Annotated in this window: 18 protein-coding genes; 15 read left to right on the top strand and 3 right to left on the bottom strand. The window is 74.4% G+C overall.

Translation table 11 applies throughout. From position 1 onward, the window contains the following. The 5 genes from BI06_RS21530 to BI06_RS21510 all read left to right on the top strand — a co-directional run. Positions 1-412: NAD(P)H-hydrate dehydratase (locus BI06_RS21530; protein WP_043470736.1), on the top strand; the 412-nt coding region annotated here is incomplete at its 5' end. A gap of 119 nt (positions 413-531) precedes the next feature. After that, positions 532-1,728, top strand: a complete 1,197-nt coding sequence (gene alr, locus BI06_RS21525) for an alanine racemase (RefSeq protein WP_051741570.1) — start codon at positions 532-534, stop codon at positions 1,726-1,728. After that, entirely contained in the window at positions 1,725-2,936 is a 1,212-nt protein-coding gene (locus tag BI06_RS21520; protein ID WP_078879890.1) for an alpha/beta fold hydrolase, read from the top strand. Before alr ends, BI06_RS21520 begins: the two co-directional genes overlap by 4 nt. 127 nt (positions 2,937-3,063) lie before the next feature. Continuing rightward, positions 3,064-3,561 (top strand): tRNA (adenosine(37)-N6)-threonylcarbamoyltransferase complex ATPase subunit type 1 TsaE, encoded by a 498-nt coding sequence (gene tsaE, locus BI06_RS21515; protein ID WP_043470734.1) that lies wholly within the window; start codon positions 3,064-3,066, stop codon positions 3,559-3,561. A 169-nt stretch (positions 3,562-3,730) separates the two neighbouring features. Beyond that, positions 3,731-3,967, top strand: coding sequence for a hypothetical protein (locus tag BI06_RS21510; protein WP_030393327.1), 237 nt, complete (start codon positions 3,731-3,733; stop codon positions 3,965-3,967). A 16-nt stretch (positions 3,968-3,983) separates the two neighbouring features. Here BI06_RS21510 and BI06_RS21505 read toward each other — a convergent pair whose 3' ends face one another. Continuing rightward, entirely contained in the window at positions 3,984-4,604 is a 621-nt protein-coding gene (locus BI06_RS21505) for a hypothetical protein (protein ID WP_030393328.1), read from the bottom strand. A gap of 198 nt (positions 4,605-4,802) precedes the next feature. Here BI06_RS21505 and tsaB point away from each other — a divergent pair, with 198 nt between their 5' ends. The 5 genes from tsaB to BI06_RS21480 all read left to right on the top strand — a co-directional run bounded on the left by tsaB (position 4,803) and on the right by BI06_RS21480 (position 8,512). After that, positions 4,803-5,459, top strand: a complete 657-nt coding sequence (gene tsaB / locus BI06_RS21500) for a tRNA (adenosine(37)-N6)-threonylcarbamoyltransferase complex dimerization subunit type 1 TsaB (protein WP_030393329.1) — start codon at positions 4,803-4,805, stop codon at positions 5,457-5,459. Between the two features lie 92 nt (positions 5,460-5,551). Continuing rightward, the gene (gene rimI / locus BI06_RS21495) at positions 5,552-6,130 is read left to right on the top strand and encodes a ribosomal protein S18-alanine N-acetyltransferase (protein WP_078879905.1); all 579 of its coding nucleotides are present in this window, start codon (positions 5,552-5,554) and stop codon (positions 6,128-6,130) included. Continuing rightward, complete coding sequence (gene tsaD / locus BI06_RS21490; RefSeq protein ID WP_030393331.1) at positions 6,123-7,214, top strand: tRNA (adenosine(37)-N6)-threonylcarbamoyltransferase complex transferase subunit TsaD; 1,092 nt, start codon at positions 6,123-6,125, stop codon at positions 7,212-7,214. Before rimI ends, tsaD begins: the two co-directional genes overlap by 8 nt. Continuing rightward, on the top strand, positions 7,211-7,477 hold the full coding sequence (locus BI06_RS21485) for a hypothetical protein (protein WP_369826167.1): 267 nt from the start codon (positions 7,211-7,213) through the stop codon (positions 7,475-7,477). The genes tsaD and BI06_RS21485 overlap by 4 nt, the downstream gene beginning before the upstream one ends. 99 nt (positions 7,478-7,576) lie before the next feature. Continuing rightward, a complete protein-coding gene (locus tag BI06_RS21480; protein ID WP_051741568.1) occupies positions 7,577-8,512 on the top strand; it encodes a polysaccharide deacetylase family protein in 936 nt (311 codons plus the stop codon). Here the strand turns inward: BI06_RS21480 and BI06_RS21475 are convergent. Further along, entirely contained in the window at positions 8,488-9,696 is a 1,209-nt protein-coding gene (locus BI06_RS21475; protein WP_030393334.1) for a class I SAM-dependent methyltransferase, read from the bottom strand. The genes BI06_RS21480 and BI06_RS21475 overlap by 25 nt on opposite strands. Before the next feature lie 267 nt (positions 9,697-9,963). Here BI06_RS21475 and groES point away from each other — a divergent pair, with 267 nt between their 5' ends. From groES to BI06_RS21460, 3 genes are all read left to right on the top strand, one after another. After that, positions 9,964-10,269, top strand: a complete 306-nt coding sequence (gene groES / locus BI06_RS21470; protein ID WP_014136232.1) for a co-chaperone GroES — start codon at positions 9,964-9,966, stop codon at positions 10,267-10,269. A gap of 113 nt (positions 10,270-10,382) precedes the next feature. Further along, positions 10,383-12,011, top strand: a complete 1,629-nt coding sequence (groL, locus tag BI06_RS21465) for a chaperonin GroEL (RefSeq protein WP_030393335.1) — start codon at positions 10,383-10,385, stop codon at positions 12,009-12,011. A 170-nt stretch (positions 12,012-12,181) separates the two neighbouring features. Next, positions 12,182-13,180: a LysR family transcriptional regulator gene (locus tag BI06_RS21460; RefSeq protein ID WP_043470729.1), complete on the top strand. Its 999-nt coding sequence runs from the start codon at positions 12,182-12,184 to the stop codon at positions 13,178-13,180. 195 nt (positions 13,181-13,375) lie between these two features. Here the strand turns inward: BI06_RS21460 and BI06_RS21455 are convergent, their stop codons facing one another. Then, positions 13,376-13,702, bottom strand: a complete 327-nt coding sequence (locus BI06_RS21455) for a WhiB family transcriptional regulator (RefSeq protein ID WP_030393337.1) — start codon at positions 13,700-13,702, stop codon at positions 13,376-13,378. Positions 13,703-14,272: 570 nt separating this feature from the next. Between BI06_RS21455 and BI06_RS21450 the strand changes: the two genes are divergently transcribed. After that, positions 14,273-14,884 (top strand): response regulator transcription factor, encoded by a 612-nt coding sequence (locus BI06_RS21450; RefSeq protein ID WP_014136228.1) that lies wholly within the window; start codon positions 14,273-14,275, stop codon positions 14,882-14,884. 317 nt (positions 14,885-15,201) lie between these two features. Next, positions 15,202-15,870 carry an RNA polymerase sigma factor ShbA gene (gene shbA, locus BI06_RS21445; protein ID WP_279617258.1) on the top strand — a complete coding sequence of 223 codons (669 nt, stop codon included), beginning with the start codon at positions 15,202-15,204 and terminating at the stop codon, positions 15,868-15,870. Positions 15,871-15,895: the final 25 nt, after the last annotated feature.

Below are 15,895 nucleotides of genomic sequence, written 5' to 3'. Positions count from 1 at the left end.
CCGCCCGCCCGCCGCCGAGGAGCTGGCGGCCGCCCGGCTGGCCACCGCGCGCCGGCTCGCGGCGGCGTACCGGGCGACGGTGCTGCTGAAGGGCTCGACCACCGTGGTCGCCGACCCCTCCGGTTCGGTGCGGGTGAACCCGACCGGGACGGCGTGGCTGGCCACCGCCGGCAGCGGGGACGTCCTGGCCGGGCTGGCCGGCTCACTGCTCGCCGCGGGCCTGTCCGCGCCGGACGCCGCCGCGGTGGCGGCCTGTCTGCACGGGCTCGCCGCCCGGCACACCGCCGGCGTCCCCGGCGCCCCCGTCACCGCCTCGGAGGTGGCGGCCGCGCTCCCGGCGGTCTGGAACGACGTCCGTGCCGCGGCGGCCCCGGAACCGCGTTCCGGGAGGCCGGGTGGAACCGGCGCCTGATTCGTGGGCGTCCGGAAGGGGGTGGCGGGTCGCGGGGGGTCCCGGGCGCGGGCGGCCCGGGGCGGCGAGCCGAAGGGCCGTTCGGCAAGGACCCCGGGACGTCTGGGAGACTGACCCTGATGACAACTGCGAAGACGCCCGTGATGGCCGGCCTCACCGAAGGCGTACGGGCCGAGGCGACCATCGATCTCGCCGCCCTGCGCGGCAACCTCGACGCGCTGCGCGAGCGCATCGGCGGGGCCACGGTGATGGCCGCGGTCAAGGCGGACGCCTACGGCCACGGCGCGCTGCGCTGTGCCCGGGAGGCGGTCGCCGCGGGAGTCGGCTGGTTGGGCACCGCGACGCCGGAGGAGGCGCTGGCCCTGCGCGCCGGAGGTGTGGGCCCCGAGCAGGCGCGCATCCTCTGCTGGCTGTGGACCCCCGGCGGGCCCTGGCGGGAGGCGCTCTTCGCGGACCTCGACATCTCGATCAGCGGCGACTGGGCGCTCACCGAGCTGCTCGCCGCCGTCCGCGCCACCGGCATCCCGGCCCGGGTCCACCTCAAGGCCGACACCGGCCTCGGCCGCAACGGCTGCCAGCCGCACGACTGGCCCGAGCTGGTCGCCGCCGCGCGCCGCGCCGAGCTGGACGGCCTGCTGACCGTGGTCGGCGTCTGGTCGCACTTCGCCGCCGCCGACGAGCCCGGCCACCCCTCGATCCAGCTGCAGCTGGACGCCTTCCGGCTGGCCCTGGCCACCGCCGAGGCGGCCGGGCTGCGCCCCGAGGTGCGCCACCTGGCCAACTCGCCGGCCACCCTGCTGCTGCCGCAGTCGCACTTCGACATGGTCCGCACCGGCCTCGCCATGTACGGGCTGTCGCCGGTCCCCGACGTCGGCTCGCCGTCCGACTTCGGCCTGCGCCCGGTGATGGCGCTGACCGCCCGGCTGGCCCTGGTCAAGCACGTTCCCGGCGGCCACGGGGTCAGCTACGGCCACCACTACACCACCCCGGGACCGACCACGCTGGGCCTGGTCCCGGTCGGCTACGGCGACGGCATCCCGCGGCACGCCAGCGGCATCGGCCCGGTGCAGGTCGACGGCAAGTGGCGCACGGTGGCCGGCCGGGTGGCGATGGACCAGTTCGTGGTGGACCTCGGCGGCGACACCCCGCCGATCGGCGACGAGGTGCTGGTCTTCGGCAGCGGGGACCGGGGCGAGCCGACCGCCGAGGACTGGGGCCGCGCCTGCGGCACCATCTCCTACGAGATCGTGACCCGGATCGGCTCCCGGGTGCCGCGCCGCTACGTCGGCGGCCTGGACGAGGGCCTGCTCGGATGAGCGGGCCGAGCGACACCGACCCGGTCGCGGCCCTCGGCCGGGCGGCCCGGGCCGTCAAGGCGGCCGAGGCGGCCACCGGGGTGAGCCGGGCCGGCCTGATCGGCATCTCGGTCGGCGTGCTCGCGGCCGGTGCCGCCGCCGGCGTGGCGATCGACCGGCTGACGGTCGGCCGGAGCACCCGCCGCCGGGCCCGCGCCGAGCTGGACGCCAACGCCCCGTACGGCTCGCTGCGCGGCCGCCCCCGCACGGTGGCCGCCGCCGACGGCACCGAGCTGTACGTCGAGCTGGACGGCCTCGACCTCCCGGAGGAGCGGCGGGACGGCACGGCCGAGCCGCTGACCGTGGTCTTCTGCCACGGCTACTGCCTCAACCAGGACAGCTGGCACTTCCAGCGCGCCGCCTTCCGGTCCGGCGCCCGGCTGGTCCTGTGGGACCAGCGCAGCCACGGCCGCTCCGAGCGCTCCCGCTCCTTCCTGGCCGGCGAACCCGCCGGCATCGACCAGCTGGGCGGCGACCTCAAGGCCGTGATCGACGCCGTCGCGCCGACCGGCCCGCTGGTCCTGGTCGGCCACTCGATGGGCGGCATGACGATGATGGCGCTGGCCGACCAGCACCCGGAGCTGTTCCGGGAGCGGGTCGCCGGGGTCGCGCTGATCGGCACCCTGGCCGGGAACTGGGACGCCGTCACCTTCGGCCTGCCCGTCGCCGGCGCCAAGCTGTTCCGCAGGGTCGCGCCGGGCATGATGAAGCTGCTCGGCCGCCAGGTGGACCTGGTGGAGGCGACCCGCCGGCTCGGCGCGGACGTCAGCGCCGTCTTCTACCGGCGGTACTCCTTCGGGGCGAAGGACGTCGACCCGGGCGTGGTCCGGTTCGCCGAGCAGATGCTGGACGCCACCCCGATCGACGTGGTGGCCGAGTTCTACCCGGTGTTCTCGGCGCACGAGAAGACCGAGGCGCTGGCCGCCCTGCGCGGCATCCCCACCCTGGTGCTGACCGGCACCAAGGACCTGCTCACCCCGCCCGGCCACGGCGAGGTGATGGCCGAGCAGCTGCCGGGGGCCGAGCTGGTCCTGGTCCAGGACGCCGGGCACCTGGTGATGCTGGAGCGCCCCGACCTGGTCGACCACCACCTGGCGGACCTGTTCGACCGGGCCGCCCGCTTCCGCGGCGCGGCCCCGCTGCCGCCCCAGGTCGGCGAACCGGCGTAGAGCGGCGCGGCGCCGCCGCCCCGTCCCGGGGCGGGCCCGGCGCGGGCGGTGCCGGGGATGTGGCACGGTAGCGGGGGCGCCCGAGGACCGGTGCGCCGCCGTACGGACCGAAGGGCTTGATTCGCGCATGGGCTCCCACGCCTCTCTCACCGTCGCCACCCCCGACCGGATGGGCCGGCTCGGCCGGGAGCTGGCCGCGCTCCTGCGGCCGGGGGACCTCGTGCTGCTCTCCGGCGAGCTGGGAGCGGGCAAGACCACGCTGACCCGGGGCCTCGGCGAGGGGCTCCAGGTGCGCGGGGCGGTCACCTCCCCGACCTTCGTGATCGCCCGGGTGCACCCCTCGCTGGTGGGCGGCCCGGCGCTGGTGCACGTCGACGCGTACCGGCTGGGCGGCGACCTCGACGAGATGGAGGACCTCGACCTCGACGTCTCGCTGCCCGAGTCGGTGGTGGTGGTCGAGTGGGGCGAGGGCAAGGTCGAGCGGCTCTCGGAGAACCGTCTGGAGGTCCGGATCGGACGCGCGATCGGCGCCGAGGCGCCCGGGGACGACCTGGACCCGCGCCAGGTCGAGCTGACCGGCATCGGCACCCGCTGGGACGGCACGGACCTGACCGTGCTGGCCTGACGGCGCCGCCCGCACCGCCCCGGCCGCGTCGGAGCGCCCCGGACGGCCTTGCCGGGGCGGCCCCGTCGTGTCACGGTTTGCCGACAGGGTGTCGGGAAGATGTTGCGATCGAGGTCCCGGGCGTGGTGGGATGGTTCTTGAGGTTAGGTCTGCCTAACTAGGAGGCGCCATGCCGAGCACCACGCCCGCCCCGGAGCGCGCACCGCGCGGGACCGGGGCCGAGGAGCCCGCCCGCCGTGCCGCGGGGGAGCCGATGCGGGCCCTGCTGGCCGCCTGTGCGGCGGCGGAGGCGGTCTCCACCCCGCCCGAACGCCGTCCGGCCGCCCCCTCGCTGGGCGAGGGCCCCGGGACGTCCGGACCGGCGCCGTCGAGCGGCGGCGCGCACGAGACCCGCCGCGCCGCCTGAGACCTGTCCGCCCCGGTCAGGGGATCACGACGACCTTGGTGTCCTTCGGCGCGAAGTCCCAGAGCAGTTGGCCGTCCGCGCGGCTGCTCCGGATTCCGCCGGTCTTGCCCGCCGAGGCGGCCGGGGAGGACGCGGCCGCGGTGGGCGCCGGAGCGGCGGGCGGAGCGCCGGTGCCGCCGTCGACGGCCGCGCCGAAGCCGAACACCACGCCGTTCTGCTGCGCGAAGCGCACCACGTGCTCGATCTGCTTGCCGTCGGTGCCCGTCCCGGACTGGGTCCGGCTGTACACCGGGTAGCTGCCGGGGGCCGGCTCGACCGTGCCCGGTGTCACCGGGAAGGTGGCCACCACCTGCGGGGTCTTCTTCGGGTCGATCAGCCAGACGTAGTGGGTGCTGACCGAGTAGACGACCCGCAGCCCGGTGCCGGTGCCCGCGGTGGGCAGGGTCGGGGCGGTCGGCGTGGGCGCGGCGGTCGGGGTGGCCGAGGCCGCCGGTCCGCCGGAGGTGGTGGCGGCCGTGCTCGTGGTGGGGTTCGCGGCGACCGCGCGGTCCTGGGCGCCGTTGGCCTGGAAGGCCAGCAGGCTCACCACCGCCAGGGCCCCCAGCGTCAGCCCGGTGACCACCACTCCAGGACCCATCTTCGCCACGTGCCGCTCCCACCGCCGTCCCAAAACCGTCGGCCCCATCGTGCCAGGTTCGCCCGTCCGGTCCGCATCGTGTCGGACGTGTGTTCCGTGACCGGTCCGGTTTTCGATCGGGCGGAGCACGCGCCCCGACGGGACCGCCCGGGGACCGGCGCCGGACCGGGCACCGGCGGACCGGTCTAACCTTGACCCGTGCTGCTGCTCGCGTTCGACACCGCTACCCCCGCCGTCACCGCCGCCGTCCACGACGGCACGGCCGTCCTCGCCGAGACCGACCAGGTCGACGCCAGGCGCCACGGCGAACTCCTGATCCCCGCGATCGACCGGGTGCTCCGGGAGGCCGGTGTCGACCGGCACCGGCTGACCGACATCGCGGTGGGCGTGGGCCCGGGCCCGTACACCGGCCTGCGGGTCGGCCTGGTCACCGCCGCCGCGCTGGGCCACGCGCTCGGCCTGCCGGTGCACGGCGTCTGCACCCTGGACGCGATCGCCCACGCGGCCCGCGCCGAGGGGCTGGCCGGCGAGGCGTTCACCGTGGCCACCGACGCCCGCCGCAAGGAGGTCTACTGGGCCGCCTACGACGCCGAGGGCCGGCGGACCGAAGGTCCCTCGGTGGACCGTCCGGGCGAGCTGACCCCGCCGGCGCGGTCGGTCGGCGCCGGCGCGCTGCTCTACCCGGACGCCTTCCCGGGCGCCCACGGCCCCGAGCACGTCTCGGCCGGCGCGCTCGCCGCGTTCGCCGCCGCCGAACTGGCCGCCGGCCGGGCCCTGCTGCCCAACGCCCCGCTCTACCTGCGCCGCCCGGACGCCCAGGTGCCGGCCGGCTACAAGGCGGTGCTCCCGGCGTGACCGGCCCGAGCACCACCGGCCCGGACGCCACGGCCCCGGGTGCCGCCGGTCCGGCCCCGGCCGACCGGGCGCCCGCCGCCCGGCTGCGCCCGATGCGCTGGTGGCACATAGCCCCGGTGCTGGCACTGGAGCTGGAGCTGTTCCCGGAGGACGCCTGGTCCGCGGGCATGTTCTGGTCCGAGCTGGCCGAGGCCCACCCCGGTGGCACCCGGCACTACACCGTCGCCGTCACCCCGGACGGCGCGGTCGTCGGCTACGCCGGGCTGATGGCGGTGGGCGGTGACGGCGATGTGCAGACCATCGCCGTCGACGGACGCCACCAGGGCACCGGGCTCGGCGCGGCGCTGCTCACCGATCTGGTGCGGGAGGCCGCCCGGCGCGGCTGCGCGGACCTGCTGCTGGAGGTTCGGGTGGACAACACCCGCGCGCAGCGGCTCTACGAGCGCTTCGGCTTCGAGCCGGTCGGCATCCGGCGCGGCTACTACCAGCCGGCCGGGATCGACGCGCTGGTGATGCGGCTCGACCTCGCGGCCGCCTCCGCCGCTCCCACCGAGCACGCCGCTCCCGCCGACCACGCCGCCCCGGCCGCCCCCGCCGCGGCCCCCGAAGACCTCGACGAACCCGCGGGCCACCCGCGACCGGATGTGAAGAAGGACACCCCCCATGGCTGACGAACCGCTCGTCCTCGGCATCGAGACCTCCTGCGACGAGACCGGCGTCGGCATCGTGCGCGGCACCACCCTGCTGGCCGACGCGGTGGCCTCCAGCGTCAACGACCACGCCCGCTTCGGCGGCGTCGTCCCCGAGATCGCCAGTCGCGCGCACCTGGAGGCGATGGTCCCGACCATCCAGCGCGCCCTGGACACCGCGGGCGTCAAGGCGAGCGACCTGGACGGCATCGCGGTCACCGCCGGACCGGGCCTGGCCGGCGCGCTGCTGGTCGGCGTGAGCGCCGCCAAGGCCTACGCGTGGGCCCTCGACAAGCCGCTGTACGGGGTCAACCACCTCGCCTCGCACATCTGCGTGGACCAGCTGGAGCACGGTCGGCTGCCCTCGCCGACGATGGCCCTGCTGGTCTCCGGCGGGCACTCCTCGCTGCTGCTGAGCGAGGACATCACCACCGACGTCCGCCCGCTCGGCGCGACCATCGACGACGCGGCCGGCGAGGCCTTCGACAAGGTGGCCCGGGTGCTCGGCCTGGGCTTCCCCGGCGGCCCGGTGGTGGACCGCCGCGCCCGTGAGGGCGACCCGAAGGCGATCGCCTTCCCGCGCGGCCTGACCGGCCCCAAGGACCCGGAGTACGACTTCTCCTTCTCCGGTCTGAAGACCGCCGTCGCCCGCTGGGTGGAGGCGAAGCGCCGGGCCGGCGAGGAGGTGCCGATCGCGGACGTCGCGGCGTCCTTCCAGGAGGCGGTCACCGATGTGCTCACCCGCAAGGCCGTCAAGGCCTGCAAGGACAACGGCGTCGACCACCTGATGATCGGCGGCGGTGTCGCGGCCAACTCCCGGCTCCGCGAGATGGCCCAGCAGCGCTGCGACCGGGCCGGCATCCGGCTGCGGGTGCCGCGTCCGGGCCTGTGCACCGACAACGGCGCGATGGTCGCCGCGCTCGGCAGCGAGATGGTCTGGCGGGACCGCGCGCCGTCCTCGCTCGACCTGTCGGCCGACTCCTCGCTGCCGGTCACCGAGGTCCATGTGCCGCACACCGACTTCCACGGGCAGGCCTACCAGGCCCTGACCGGGCAGCAGCAGTGAGCGTCACCACCGCCGCGATGTGGGAGGCCAGGGCGGCCGACGGCCGGGGCGCCGAGCTCTCCGGCTGGGTCCGGGGGACGGCGCTGCCCGCGCTGCGCGGTTCGGCCGGACTGCTCCGGACCGAGCTGCTCGGGGCCGCCGGGGACCGGGTGCTGCTGATCACCTGGTGGTCCGGCGAGCCGGTCCCGGTCCCGGAGCCGCCCGCCGCCCTGCTGGGCCGTCCGGTGCACCGCTGGTCCTTCACCAGCGAGCATGTGGAGTAGCCGCCGGTAGCCGTTCGCACGCCCGACCGGGAACCGAACGGCCGACCGTTACCGTGCTAGCGATCGAGGTCGCTGAACGGGAGCGGGGAGCACGGCGCGGTGAACAGGCACGCACGGAGCAGGACGACGGTGTACGCGGCGGGGGCGCTGGCCCTGCTGGCCGCCGCCACCGGATGCACGAGCGGCGGTGACAGCGGCGCGGCCTCGGCCGCGCTGGTCCCGGCGAGCGGCTCCCCGGCGAGCGGTTCCCCGGCGACGGCCGCCCCGTCGCCGTCGCGGCCCGGGAGCCCGTCGCCGACCGCGTCCCCGACCGGCGCCCCGGCCGCGGGGGACGCCGCCGCGTGGGCGAAGTGGCACCTGACGCCGCTGCCGCCGGCGCCGCCGGCACCCGCCGACAAGCCGGTGAAGCTCGCGCGGACCGGGCCGGTCCCGGTGTTCAGCGAGGTGAAGACCTCCGACAAGGTCGTCTTCGTCACCATCGACGACGGTGCCGAGAAGGACCCGAAGTTCGTCGAGATGCTGACCGACCTCAAGGTGCCGGTGTCGATGTTCCTGACCCGCGACATCGTGAAGGACGACTACGGCTACTTCAAGCGCCTCCAGGCGCTCGGCAACCACATCCACAACCACACCGTGGACCACGCCCAGATGAGCAAGGTGCCGCCGGAGAAGCAGAAGTCCGAGATCTGCGACGCCCAGGCCGCGCTCACCCAGCAGTACGGCACCCCGCCGCTGCTGTTCCGCCCGCCGTACGGCGACGGCGCCAACACGCCGGCGCTCAACACCGCGGTGCAGCAGTGCGGGCCGAGGGCGGTCGTGCTGTGGCGCGAGTCGATGCAGATCCACGACATGCAGTACCAGGCCGCGGACAAGAAGCTGCGGGCCGGCGACATCGTGCTCGCCCACTTCCGGGGCCCGAAGGACCTCAAGGGCGAGACGATGACGCAGATGTTCGGCGAGCTGCTGGCCCGGATCCAGGAGCAGGGCTTCGCGGTGGCCCGGCTGGAGGACTACATCGAGGCGCCGGCCGCCTGAACGGCCGCGGCCGGTCCGGTGACGGGCCGGCCGAGCATCATCAGCGGGCCGTTGTCGGTGCGGCTGAGGACCACCGTGACGGAGTTCGGACCGGTGGGCCGCAGCTGCCGGCGCAGCTCCTCCGGGGTGATCGCCATCCCGCGCTTCTTGATCACCACCGTGCCGACCCCGCGCTCGCGCAGCAGCGCCTTGAGCTTCTTGATGTGGAACGGCAGCACGTCGGTCAGCTCGAAGGCGTGCGCGTACGGGGTGTCCACCAGCTCGTCGGAGGTCAGGTACGCGATCTTCGGATCGATCAGCCGCCCGTTCACCAGCCCGGCCACCTCGGCGACCAGGTGGGCGCGGATCACGGCGCCGTCCGGCTCGTACAGGTAGCGGCCGACCGGTCCGGCCGGGGGGTCGGGCAGGTCGCCGCCGGTGAGGCCGGCCCGCTGGGGCAGCAGGGTGGCGCGGTGCGGGTGCCCGGCGCGGGTGCCGAACCAGAGCACCGCCTCCTTGACGTCGCCGTGGTCCGACACCCACTCGGCCTCGGCGTCGGCCGGCACGGCCTCGTGCGGGATGCCCGGCGCCACCTTGAGCGCGCCGATCGGGGCCCGCCGGCCGGCCTCGATCGCCCAGGACAGCGGCGGGGCGTACGCCTCGGGGTCGAAGACCCGGCCGCGCGCGGTGCGCCGGGCGGGGTCGGTGAAGACCGCGTCGTAGCCGGTGACGTCGACCTCGGCGACGTCCGCGCAGCGCACCTCGACCAGCTCGGCCAGGCCCAGCGCGGCCGCGTTGGCGGCGAGCGCGGCGCAGGCCGCCGGGTCCCGGTCGACCGCGAGCACCTCGATCCCGGCCCGGGCCAGTGCCAGGACGTCGCCGCCGATGCCGCAGCAGAGGTCGGCCAGCCGCTTCACCCCGAGTCCGGCGAACCGTTCGGCCCGCCACTCGGCGACCTCGCGCCGGGTGGACTGCTCGACGCCGTTGGGCGTGAAGTACATGAGATCGGCGTCGGCGCCGAACTTGGCCCGGGCCCGCTGCCGCAGCCGGGCCTGCCCGAAGGCGGCCGAGACCAGCTCGGCGGGGTGCTCCTTGCGCAGCCGGGTGGCGAGTGCCAGCTCCTCCTCGGGCGCGAATTCGCGCAGTTCGGCGAGCAGGGACTGGCCCCGCTCGGTCAGCAGGGCCCGCAGGTCGTCGTTCTCCACCCGCTCATTCTCGCCGGTCACGGGCGGGCCGGGGGCGCCGGCCCTGCGGGCGGGGGCGCGCCGCCACGGGTGCGTCCGGTGGGACCGGCCCGCGTGGCGTTGGCACTCTGGTTGACTGAGTGCTAACGGCGGCCTATGGTCGTCACTAGCACTCACCACCGGGGGAGTGCTAACGCGACAATGCGTGTCTGACCCCCGCGACGGCAGATCCGTGAGTTCGCCCCTACCCGTTAGAAAACCCCGTAATCTCCGAAGGGGAGCTCGGACGTGACCACCAGCAGCAAGGTTGCCATCAAGCCGCTCGAGGACCGCATTGTGGTCCAGCCGCTCGACGCCGAGACCACCACGGCCTCCGGCCTGGTTATCCCGGACACCGCCAAGGAGAAGCCCCAGGAGGGCGTCGTCCTGGCTGTCGGCCCGGGCCGCTTCGAGGACGGCCAGCGTCTGCCGCTCGACGTCGCCGTGGGTGACATCGTCCTGTACTCGAAGTACGGCGGCACCGAGGTGAAGTACCAGGGCGAGGAGTACCTGGTGCTCTCCGCGCGCGACGTTCTCGCGATCATCGAGAAGTAAAAGCGTTCAGCCACGCCCCGGATCCGTGTCCCTAGTGACAGGGGCCGGGGCGTGGCTGTTGGTTCACGTAGTCGAGCGGCCGGCGACGGCCGCACCCCGAAGGAATAGGGAACATGCCGAAGATCCTGCAGTTCGACGAGGACGCCCGCCGCTCGCTCGAGCGCGGTGTCAACAAGCTGGCCGACACCGTCAAGGTGACCATCGGCCCCAAGGGCCGCAACGTCGTCATCGACAAGAAGTTCGGCGCCCCGACCATCACCAACGACGGTGTCACCATCGCCCGTGAGGTCGAGCTCGACGACCCGTACGAGAACCTTGGCGCGCAGCTCGTCAAGGAGGTCGCCACCAAGACCAACGACGTCGCGGGCGACGGCACCACCACCGCCACCGTGCTGGCCCAGGCCCTGGTCAACGAGGGTCTGCGCAACGTCGCCGCGGGCGCCGGCCCGGCCGCCCTGAAGAAGGGCATCGACAAGGCCGTCGCCGCCGTCTCCGAGCACCTGCTGTCGGTCGCCCGCGAGATCGAGGGCAAGGACGACGTCGCCGCCGTCGCGTCCCTCTCCGCGCAGGACACCCAGGTCGGCGAGCTGATCGCCGAGGCGATCGACAAGGTCGGCAAGGACGGTGTCATCACCGTCGAGGAGTCGAACACCTTCGGCGTGGAGCTGGACTTCACCGAGGGCATGCAGTTCGACAAGGGCTACCTGTCGCCGTACTTCGTCACCGACGCGGAGCGTCAGGAAGCGGTCCTCGAGGACCCGTACATCCTGATCAACCAGGGCAAGATCTCCTCCATCCAGGAGCTGCTCCCGCTGCTGGAGAAGATCCTGCAGGGCGGCACCTCCCGCCCGCTGCTGATCATCGCCGAGGACGTCGACGGCGAGGCGCTGTCCACCCTCGTGGTGAACAAGATCCGCGGCACCTTCAACGCGGTGGCCGTCAAGGCCCCGGGCTTCGGCGACCGCCGCAAGGCGATCCTCGGCGACCTGGCCGTCCTCACCGGCGGCACCGTGATCTCCGAGGAGGTCGGCCTCAAGCTCGACCAGGCCGGTCTGGACGTGCTGGGCTCCGCCCGCCGCGTGACCGTCACCAAGGACGAGACGATCGTCGTCGACGGTGCCGGTGACTCCGAGGCCGTGACCGGCCGCGTCGCCCAGATCAAGGGCGAGATCGCCAACACCGACTCGGACTGGGACCGCGAGAAGCTGCAGGAGCGCCTGGCCAAGCTGGCCGGCGGCGTCTGCGTCATCCGCGTCGGTGCCGCCACCGAGGTGGAGCTCAAGGAGCGCAAGCACCGCCTCGAGGACGCCATCTCGGCGACCCGTGCCGCGGTCGAGGAGGGCATCGTCGCCGGTGGTGGCGCCTCCCTGGTCCACGCCGCCAAGGTGCTGGACGGCGGCCTGGGCCTGTCGGGCGACGAGGCCACCGGTGTCGCGGTCGTCCGCAAGGCGCTGCACGAGCCGCTGCGCTGGATCGCCCAGAACGCCGGCCTGGAGGGCTACGTCATCACCTCCAAGGTCGCCGAGCTGGAGCTGGGCCAGGGCTACAACGCCGCCACCGGCGAGTACGGCGACCTGGTGAAGGCCGGCGTCATCGACCCGGTCAAGGTCACCCGCTCCGCCCTGGAGAACGCCGCCTCGATCGCCTCCCTGCTTCTCACCACCGAGACCCTCGTGGTGGAGAAGAAGGAGGAGGAGGCCGACGCCGGTCACAGCCACGGCGGTCACGGCCACTCGCACTGAGGCCCGACGCACTGACCGGAGGCCCGGTCCGCGCCCCGCTGGGGGTGGCGGGCCGGGCCTCCGGCGTTGCGGCGCGGAGCGGGCCCGAGCCCGGCCGCGCCGGTGTGTTCCAGCCTTCAACTATCAGTTGAATTTTGCTTGTTGCAAAGAATGCCTTATATCTTGGAGGCATGATCGAGGCCCGCCATCTGCGCGTCCTGCGTGCCGTCGCCCGCACCGGCTCCTTCTCCGCCGCCGCTCGTGAGCTGGGTTGCACCCAGCCCGCGATCAGCCAGCAGATGAAGGCCCTGGAGAAGTCCGTGGACACCCCGCTGGTGGTCCGTTCGGGCCGCGGGATGCAGCTCAGCGAGGCCGGTCGGGTGCTGCTCAAGCATGCCACCGGAATCCTCGCCGGACTCTCCGCCGCCGAGGAGGAGGTCGCCGCGATCGCCGGGCTGCGGGCCGGACGGGTCCGGCTGGTGTCCTTCCCGACCGCCAGTTCCACCCTGGTGCCGCCGGCCGTCGCCCGGCTGCGGGGCACCCATCCGGGGGTCCGCGTGTCGCTGGTCGAGGCGGAGCCGCCGGAGTCGCTGGCGATGCTGCGCGGCGGCGAGTGCGAGGTCGCGCTCGCCTTCCGCTACCCGCAGACCCCCGGTTCCGCCGCCGCGCCCGCGCCCGCGCACGGCACGCCGCGGGAGGCGCGCGCCGAGGCCAATCTGGAGGCCCAGCAGCTGAGCGCCGGCGCCGACTGGTCCGATCTGGTGGCCACCCCGCTGCTGGACGACCCGCTGGTCGGCCTGCTGCCCGCCGGGCACCGGCTGGCCGGGCGCGGCGGGCCGGTGGAGCTGGCCGAGCTGGCGGAGGAGCAGTGGATCGCCGGCTGCCCGCAGTGCCGGGGCCACCTGGTGGAGCTGTGCACGGGGGCCGGCTTCGAGCCGCGGATCGACTTCGCCACCGACGACTACCCGGCGGTGGTCGGACTGGTGGCGGCCGGGCTCGGGGTGGCGGTGCTGCCCGGACTGGCGCTGGAGTCGGTGCGCCCGGACGGGGTGGCGACGGTGGCGGTGCACGCCGCGTCGGGGGCCCCGGCGGTACGGCAGGTGGTCGCGCTGACCCTGCCGGACCTCGCCGAGGTGCCGGCGGTGGCGCTGATGCTGGAGCGGCTGTCCGGGGCGGCCGCCGGCCGCTGACGACGCCGCCCCGCCCGGCCGCCGCGGGAGCGGGCCGCCGGGCGGGACCCGGCCGGCGGGGCCGGGCTCCGGACGGTGGTCACCCGGAGGGGGTCGGTGGGGTCGCACGGGGGCGGGGCAGGCCCGGACGGGCCGGGCTGGGCCGGAGGAGGCCGGTGAAGAAACGTTTCTTCGCGCCGGCGCGGAACCGGCCGCCTACTGCTGGGACACGCCCGGAGCGACCAGCGGTACTTCCACCAGACGGTGGCGCGAGCGGCCCATCAGCTCCTCGCGTTCGTCCTCGGTGAGGCCTCCCCACACGCCGTACGGCTCGCGGACCGCCAGCGCGTGCGCGGCGCACTCGGTGCGGACCGGGCAGCGGGTGCAGACCTCCTTGGCGCTGGCTTCGCGTGAACTGCGGGCGGCGCCGCGCTCTCCCTCGGGGTGGAAGAAGAGGGAGCTGTCCACGCCGCGGCAGGCTGCGGAGAGCTGCCAGTCCCAGAGATCCGCGTTGGGGCCGGGGAGGCGGGAGAAATCTGCCATGGCTCATTCCCTTCAGAGGTCGTCGACCGCGGGCCGGTCACCAGCGGGTCGCGCTGGAGTCGGCTCGGCGGGGCGTCCGGCGCGGTGTGGACACCTGGAAATATGACTTACGGCAACTCCATGGACAAGTCACCCACAGAGTGGCACAACAGTCAATGACCATACAAAAGCTCTAAAAACGGGCAAAGTGGGCATGACTGTCGAGCCGACAGTCGCCCGGCGCAAGCGTGGCAATCGGGTGGTGGACCGGCGCGCGAAGCGCCGCGCGGGTGTGCGGGTCGTACGCCCACCGCGCCCGAGCTGCGCAAAAGAGCGGCGTGTGCACCGCGATGCGGCTGATCGGTAACGGGTCGGCCACGTACAGTGGTGGAGATGGCCCTGAAGGCCGTAACTCATTCGAGTGACGGTCGTTGGAAGTGCGGAGGCGGTTAGCGGACGCCGGACGTCGGGAACGATCGCGGGGAACCTGGGCGATCGGCACGGAGTCTGACGCCGGTGGGCCGTGTCGGAGAGGTTCGTACCAGCCAGGAGGCTCAACGTGACGCGGATCAGCTGCGGAGGACGACAGTCATGACTTCCGTTCTCGTTTGCGACGATTCCCCGCTCGCCCGCGAGGCGCTTCGCCGCGCGGTCGCGACCGTACCCGGTGTCGATCGGGTCACCACCGCGACGAACGGGGAGGAGGTCCTCCGCCGCTGGGTGGCCGACCGCTCCGATCTCGTCCTGATGGACGTCCGGATGCCCGGCCTCGGCGGGGTGGAAACGGTCCGGCGGCTGCTGTCCGCCGACCCCGGTGCCCGGATCATCATGCTCACCGTCGCCGAGGACCTCGACGGTGTCGCGCTCGCGGTCGCCGCGGGTGCGCGCGGTTACCTGCACAAGGACGCCTCGCGCGCCGAACTGCGGGCCACCGTCACCCAGGCCCTCGCCGACCCGACCTGGCGGCTCGCCCCCCGCCGCCTGCGCAGTCCCGACATGGGGGCCGCGCCGACCCTGACGGCACGTGAGATCCAGGTGCTGGAGGGCATGAGCCACGGCCGCAGCAACGCCGAGATCGGCCGCGAGCTGTTCCTCTCCGAGGACACCGTCAAGACCCACGCCCGGCGGCTGTTCAAGAAGCTCGGCGCCTCGGACCGCGCGCACGCGGTGGCCCTGGGCTTCCGGTGGGGCCTGGTCCGCTGACCGCCGGCGCCGCCGCCGGTTCCGGCCCGCTGCTCGCGATTTCCCGTGCGGAGGCGTGTGACGTTACGGCCCCGAGGTTGCACCATGGAGGAGTGGAGCACCTCGGGGACCAGCGGACAGGAACTGCGGCGAACCACGCAGCCGCAGGAGACTCGGCGGACGGCGCCGCGGACGGTACCGTCCGCGGCGGTGGGGCGGGAGGCGGTGCGGTGCAGGAGGGGCCGGTGGTGCGTACCGGAGCGGCACCGCATAACGTTCCGGTGCACAACTCCGGACGCGGTGCCGCGTTTTCCCGCGCGACCAGGCACCATGGACCGATGCGTGACGACGTGACCGGGTCTCCCGGTGAGGCGGACCCGGTGGAGGCCGAGCCCTCCGCGCCCGGGCCCGGCCCGGCGTACGCGGATCCGGCCGACGGGCCGGTCGCGCTCGCCGCGCTGGTCGCGGCCGCCGTCCGCGGCGAGGGGCCCGCGATCGACGCCCTGCTCGCCCACGTCCACCCGCTGGCGCTGCGCTACTGCCGCGGCCGGCTGGTCCGGCTGCCCGGCGGTGCCCGGCACCACGTCGACGACATCGCCCAGGAGGTCTGCGTCGCGGTGCTCTGCGCACTGCCGCGCTACCGGGACCTGGGCCGCCCGTTCGAGGCCTTCGTCTACGGGATCGCCGCGCACAAGATCGCCGACCTGCAGCGGGCCGCGATGCGCGGGCCCGGCTCGACCGTGGTCCCGCAGGACGACCTGCCGGAGGTGCCGGACGACGCGCTCGGCCCGGAGGAGCGGGCGCTGCTCAGCAGCGACGCCGCGTGGGCCAAGGAACTGCTCTCCAATCTGCCGGCCCGGCAGCGCGAGCTGGTGCTGCTGCGGGTGGCCGCCGGACTCTCGGCGGAGGAGACCGGCGAGGTGCTCGGCATGTCGCCGGGGGCCGTCCGGGTCGCCCAGCACCGCGCCCTGAGCCGCCTCCGCGCCCTGGCGGAGGAGTCCTCCTAACAGCCGAACCCTTTCCCGCCCCGAG

It is taken from the genome of Kitasatospora sp. MBT66, from assembly GCF_000710405.2.
Lineage (GTDB): Bacteria > Actinomycetota > Actinomycetes > Streptomycetales > Streptomycetaceae > Kitasatospora > Kitasatospora purpeofusca.
Note: the sequence above shows the minus strand (reverse complement) of the source record. Positions and strands in the feature narration are given on the sequence as shown.